The sequence below is a fragment of the Nitrosospira sp. Nsp1 genome (assembly GCF_900100985.1).
Classification (GTDB): Bacteria; Pseudomonadota; Gammaproteobacteria; order Burkholderiales; family Nitrosomonadaceae; genus Nitrosospira.
Genome location: NZ_FMUF01000039.1, coordinates 1 through 5,647 on the forward strand (window position 1 = coordinate 1; position 5,647 = coordinate 5,647).

Genomic DNA, 5,647 nt, shown 5'->3' on the forward strand with positions numbered 1-5,647 from the left:
TCATTGGTTAGGCTGGTGCCAGACTGGGCGCCGTGTCGGGAAATCATTCATGCGGTGTTTCCGTCCCGGCGCGGTCTTCTGCCATCTGTGCGGGCCTTAATTGATTTTCTTGCACAGCGTTTCGAGATGCTGCAGGAGGACTAGGTAACTTAAGAGCGTTACCTGAACTCGCGCAACGAGTCCATCTCTGCCACTGCGCCACTCATAGTTTCAAAAACAGGACTCTGATAACTGATTTTGCAGACTACACACCTATCCGTCTCCAGGTCTATACTCAGACCGCTTGCTTATTGCAACCATTATCGGAGGATAAATGTCGAGACAATTATCTTGTAGCAAGGGCACAACGCCCATCAACCAATCTCTTCAGCCGTTATTAATTCATGGTTTGAAAGGCATCGAAAAAGAAAGCCTCCGAATTAATCGGGAGGGATCAATATCATTGTCACCTCATCCGGTTCAGCTTGGAGCCGCGTTGACTCATCCGAATATAACAACTGATTATTCTGAAGCGTTACTTGAGCTAATCACGCCAGCATTATCGGATGGAACGGAAGTGCTGGACTCCTTAACGGATTTGCATAAATACGTCTGCGCAAATATCAACGACGAATTATTGCTCGCGGCAAGTATGCCTGTCGGCGATTTGCGGGACCCGGCAATTCCCATTGCTGAATATGGTTCATCCAATCTCGGGAGGATGAAGCACATCTACCGGCAGGGTTTAAGCTATCGCTACGGTCGCTGCATGCAGGTCATTGCCGGAATCCATTTCAACTACTCGCTTCCTGAGCCATTCTGGCCAGAATACCAGCAGTTCATGAAACATACGGGTGATCTGCAATCGTTCACTACCAGCGCTTATATGGGAATGATCAGAAACCTGCAGCGTTATGGCTGGCTTATCCTGTATTTATTCGGCTCGTCCCCGGCAGTGGGCAAAAGCTTCATCGATAGCCGCAATTCCATTTATTCCGATACATTGCAGAAATTTGACGAGACTTCCTACTACAAGCCCTTTGCCACCTCTTTGAGGATGAGCGAGATAGGCTATTTGAATCCCGTCCAATCGATGTTTCATATTTCCTTTAACAGCATCGAAGAATATATACGGGATCTGGGCAGAGCAACAACGATACCTTATCTCGGATATGAAAGGATCGGGACAAAGGTAGGCGACCAGTACCGGCAGTTGAATACCCATTTCCTGCAAATCGAGAACGAGTATTACACGCCGGTGCGGCCAAAACAGCCGACGAAGTCCGGCGAGAGGCCGCTGCAGGCACTGGGAAGCCGGGGGATTCAATATATTGAAATACGATCCGTGGATGTCGATGTATTTGAACCAACGGGAATTTCGATCGAAACCACGCGCTTTCTTGAAGCGCTGAGTCTTTTCTGTCTATTCCAGCCCAATGCGGGGCATGATTTGAAGCAGCATGACGAGATCAGCAATAACGCATTGGCGGTGGCCAATCGCGGCAGGGATCCGAGACTGAAGCTGCTTGAAAACGGGCATGAAATTCCGCTACGGCAGTGGGCGTTGACGCTGTGTGAGCAGATGCGGGAGGTCTGTGAGATCCTGGATAACGGCAATGCCGATATCCCCTACACCCGCGCATTGCACCAGCAGATCGAAACCATTCGCCATCCCGAGTTGACGGCTTCAGCAAGGATGCTGTCGGCCATGAGCGTGCAAAAGATGTCAATTACCGAGCTGGTATTGCAGAAGTCCCGTGAATACACTCGTTATTTCCAGAATGCCGCGCTGGATGTCGCGGTAAAAAGGGATTTTGATCTCCAGGTCAAGATATCGCTGGCGCAACAGAAACAGCTCGATGTCACGGATGAGATCCTTTTCGATAAATACCTGAGCAGCTATTTCTCGCGAGGCGCCTCAGCCAGCATCATTCATTCCCAGGACTTGCCTCAAAACTTGCCTATCTCCATGGCCGAAACTGCTACTCGATGAATCACTCATGAAGCGACTTGTCATGGAAGGGTGCGCAAACCGTGGGATTTGCGCGTGGTTGGAATTGACCGGCAAGGCGGATGACGATGGACGACACCGCTGGTACCGGACAAAGGAGCCGGAGGAAATCCCGCTGCGGGAATTCGATGCTGCTTTAACGCGTAAGGACCCGCCATTCAACATGGAACATGTCTATACCACTTATCTGCTGGAATTGGCGGAAACCCACGTCATTCCTTCGTTTGAAGCAGGGCTTTCTCCATGACTCCGGCAATCGAAATCAGGCAGGTGCACAAGCGTTTCGGTGCATTGCATGCCTTGTACGGTATTGATCTCGAAATCAATACCGGCGAATTCTTCGCTTTGCTTGGCCCCAATGGAGCGGGAAAGACGACGCTGATCAATATTATCGCGGGTCTTACCCTTGCCAGCAGCGGCAGTGTCAGGGTAAAGGGGCATGATGTCGTCGCCGAGTACCGTGAAGCACGCCGCATGTTAGGCGTGGTGCCGCAGGAGTTGGTATTTGATCCGTTCTTTACCGTCCGGGAAACGCTTGTGTTTCAATCCGGCTATTACGGCATAAAGAAGAATAACGGCTGGATAGACGAGATAATGCACCATCTCGACCTTGCCGACAAGGCTGATACCAACATGCGCTCGTTGTCCGGCGGCATGAAGCGGCGCGTACTGGTAGCGCAGGCATTGGTCCACAAACCCCCGGTAATCGTTTTGGATGAACCCACCGCAGGCGTAGATGTGGAATTGCGCCAGGCCCTTTGGCGTTTCATCAAGGAATTAAACCGCAACGGTCATACCATTGTGCTCACTACGCATTATCTCGAAGAAGCAGAGGCTTTATGCAACCGCGTGGCAATGCTAAAAAATGGCAGTATAGTTGTGCTTGAAAGCGTCAGAAATCTCATCAGCAACATTTCCGGACACCGGATACGGCTGCGGTTATCTCCCGATACGCTGCCGGCGGCGTTACAGCTACTGGCAATCAGCCACGACCAAGGCTACCACGTTCTGGCGATCGAGGAATGCCCCCAGCTTGAAAACGTGATGGCAGCATTACGCGCCGCCCAGACCCAAATCCTGGAACTGCAGATATTGCAACCTGATCTGGAAGAAGTGTTCGTAAAGATCATGCACAGTGCAGAGAATCTGGAACCTGTATCGGTATGAATGGATTTCTCACGCTGCTCTACAAGGAATTGCTACGATTCTGGAAAGTCGGGTTCCAGACCGTATTTGCACCCATGCTGTCTACCTTGCTCTATCTTTTGATTTTTTCTCACATGCTGGAAGAACGGGTGCAGGCATATCCCGGTGTAACCTACACCGTTTTTCTGATTCCGGGACTGGTGATAATGGCTATGTTGCAGAACGCTTTCGCCAACTCCTCATCGAGCCTGATACAGTCGATAGTCTCGGGCAATCACATCTTTATGCTGTTATCGCCGCTTTCTTACCAGGAAATATTCACTGCCTATGTACTGGCATCGGTAGTTCGTGGTCTGGCGGTAGGACTTGGTATCTACCTGATAACGCTGTGTTTTTTTGAACTTCCCCTGTACTCGTTCGCATGGGTATTCGTATTTGCCTTGATGGGCACCGCATTGCTGGGCGCCTTAGGCATCATTGCGGGAATCTGGGCGGAAAAATTTGAGCACCTTTCTGCGTTGCAAAACTTTATCATCCTGCCACTGACGTTTTTATCGGGGGTTTTCTATACGATCTCCTCGTTACCTCCATTTTGGCGAGGATTATCGTATCTGAATCCGTTTTTCTACATGGTAGACGGATTTCGCTACGGCTTCTTTCGCATCTCCGATGTTTCGCCCTACCTTAGCCTCGGAGCTCTGGCGGCATGTTTCCTGACCGTATCATGGCTGACATTGCGAATGCTGAAAACAGGGTACAAAATCCGAAGATGATCCGTAGTGGTTTATCCACAATCTCCCCTTTTCAGTTTGCCCTCCTTTTTTTCGGTGTCGCCCTGTGGTACAAGGGGCTGAGTTTTTATGCCTATTATCTCTTGCCCGTTGCCTGGATGCTGGATTGAGGCCTGCGCCGTCTTGGAGAGATAATTGATTGGCGCCCCTGCTTTTTTTGTGTCTTGCCCTCGCTCTTGGCATTTTCTGGAGCGATTCCCTCGAACTTGGCTTCAAGGTCTGGAGAAGGTACTTTGCTTTCCTCGTTTTTATTCCTTATTTGGGCCTTCTACAGCCCTGATCCTTAAAAGTTGCGCCTGAAATTCCCAGGCGCAACTGGCGCGACATTAATGTTGCCAAATGATCAGCCGCAGTATGTATGGATCAGACTTCACGCCCGAATAGCCCTCCAAGGATTCTTCTGTCGATATGGTTATTAAGATAGGCTGCTCCAAACCCTCCGAAGAGTTCTTTTTTCGTAACATCCAGTTCCGATTCTTTAGCCGCCAGTATTTCACGCGTAGAAGGACGCTCGCACATTGCATCGTAAAACGTCTGTAATGCTGAATTGTCTCGGAACAGATGCATCTCGGGTATTTCGAACAGCTCAGAAAACATTTGGCTAAGCTCGAGCGTGTAGAACAACTGGAAATCCGGCAGAAAAGGCTCTTTGCCAAGTAGGAACGGCTCCATTCTTGATCCATTAACTAGTCGGGGCAGCCACATTTTGCTTAGCAAGACAGAACAAATATTATAGATATGCGCTTCTTTTTCAATTTTGAGTTTCCATGCTTTTGGAAAATATGCGCTGACAACAAACCAGTTGAAGAATGGACCCGCAATGGAGAAAGTGATGAAGTCATTCTTGGCATCGACCTCTGCACAGAGCATCGGATCATCAATTGGATAAAACTTTCGTGCTTCTGGGTAGATTCTCGCGAGATAACGACAGATTGCGTGACTTTCCGAAATATCAACACCATTGACATCCCTGAGAGTGGGAATTTTTCCAAGAGGATTTCGTTCTATGTGCTCTGGCGTGAGCGTGCTCCCCTGAAACGGAGACACTCGCTCATAGCGATAAGTTAGACCGGTTTCCGAGAGCATGTGGGCAACCTGACTCATATAAGGTGAGAGCCAGAATCCGTACAGCGTGCGCTCGACATTTGATTGTGTGGACATGGAATATTCCTTCTGCATTGCAGTTTAATGTTAAGTAGGTGCCTTATTAGGGGATATATAGCACGATGTGCCCCGGTAGTAGTGTCAAGGGGATTCCAGTAAAGCTCAGTTAAAAATTAAACATCTAATCCCTCTATTCTTTATTTGCTTCATTCTCTTTACGTAGGGATTGTCGTATTTCCGCCATGAATTCCATCGGATCCTGTTCGAATTGTTGAACCAGATTCTCGTGCGCGTCACTTTCAGGAACATATTTTGCACCCCAACGTAACAACTCCATGATTGGAGGCACTAGATCCAGGCATTTTTCAGTAGGCATATAAATAACCTTGCGCGCATTAGCCGGATCACGGCGTCGCAAAAGGATATGGCCTTCCTCCAGCTTTTTAAGCCGGTCAGAAAGGATATTGGTAGCGATTTTTTCCGGGGAATTCTGAAAATCCCCGAAATATCGCTTACGGAAGAAAATGAGATCACGAACGACAAGCAGCGTCCATTTATCGCCCAATATATCTAGGGCACAGCTGACTGGGCAGGAGGAACGGCTGATCTGGTTTGA

Annotated in this window: 6 protein-coding genes; 4 read left to right on the top strand and 2 right to left on the bottom strand. The window is 49.0% G+C overall.

Annotation, left to right across the window (positions count from 1 at the left end):
• Positions 1 to 313: 313 nt before the first annotated feature.
• From gshA to BLP78_RS14855, 4 genes are read left to right on the top strand one after another with little or no spacing between them, the layout of a single operon-like run.
• Positions 314 to 1,972 carry a glutamate--cysteine ligase gene (gene gshA / locus BLP78_RS14840; RefSeq protein ID WP_090460513.1) on the top strand — a complete coding sequence of 553 codons (1,659 nt, stop codon included), beginning with the start codon at positions 314 to 316 and terminating at the stop codon, positions 1,970 to 1,972.
• A gap of 7 nt (positions 1,973 to 1,979) precedes the next feature.
• The gene (locus BLP78_RS16330; RefSeq protein ID WP_090460515.1) at positions 1,980 to 2,237 is read left to right on the top strand and encodes a hypothetical protein; all 258 of its coding nucleotides are present in this window, start codon (positions 1,980 to 1,982) and stop codon (positions 2,235 to 2,237) included.
• On the top strand, positions 2,234 to 3,157 hold the full coding sequence (locus tag BLP78_RS14850) for an ABC transporter ATP-binding protein (protein WP_090460517.1): 924 nt from the start codon (positions 2,234 to 2,236) through the stop codon (positions 3,155 to 3,157). The genes BLP78_RS16330 and BLP78_RS14850 overlap by 4 nt, the downstream gene beginning before the upstream one ends.
• Positions 3,154 to 3,909, top strand: a complete 756-nt coding sequence (locus BLP78_RS14855; RefSeq protein ID WP_025039532.1) for an ABC transporter permease — start codon at positions 3,154 to 3,156, stop codon at positions 3,907 to 3,909. The genes BLP78_RS14850 and BLP78_RS14855 overlap by 4 nt, the downstream gene beginning before the upstream one ends.
• Before the next feature lie 381 nt (positions 3,910 to 4,290).
• On the opposite strand, the gene BLP78_RS14860 is transcribed toward BLP78_RS14855, so the two are convergent.
• Both BLP78_RS14860 and BLP78_RS14865 read right to left on the bottom strand, forming a co-directional pair.
• Complete coding sequence (locus BLP78_RS14860) at positions 4,291 to 5,088, bottom strand: glutathione S-transferase family protein (RefSeq protein WP_176752889.1); 798 nt, start codon at positions 5,086 to 5,088, stop codon at positions 4,291 to 4,293.
• A gap of 133 nt (positions 5,089 to 5,221) precedes the next feature.
• Positions 5,222 to 5,647, bottom strand: a 426-nt coding sequence (locus BLP78_RS14865) for a winged helix-turn-helix transcriptional regulator (RefSeq protein WP_371128898.1), incomplete at its 5' end; no start/stop codon positions are given.

Bases quoted from the DNA above. Each gene is read 5' to 3' on its own strand.
- gshA (WP_090460513.1), top strand. From the start codon at position 314: ATGTCGAGACAATTATCTTGTAGCAAGGGCACAACGCCCATCAACCAA.
- BLP78_RS16330 (WP_090460515.1), top strand. From the start codon at position 1,980: ATGAAGCGACTTGTCATGGAAGGGTGCGCAAACCGTGGGATTTGCGCG.
- BLP78_RS14850 (WP_090460517.1), top strand. From the start codon at position 2,234: ATGACTCCGGCAATCGAAATCAGGCAGGTGCACAAGCGTTTCGGTGCA.
- BLP78_RS14855 (WP_025039532.1), top strand. From the start codon at position 3,154: ATGAATGGATTTCTCACGCTGCTCTACAAGGAATTGCTACGATTCTGG.
- BLP78_RS14860 (WP_176752889.1), bottom strand. From the start codon at position 5,088: ATGTCCACACAATCAAATGTCGAGCGCACGCTGTACGGATTCTGGCTC.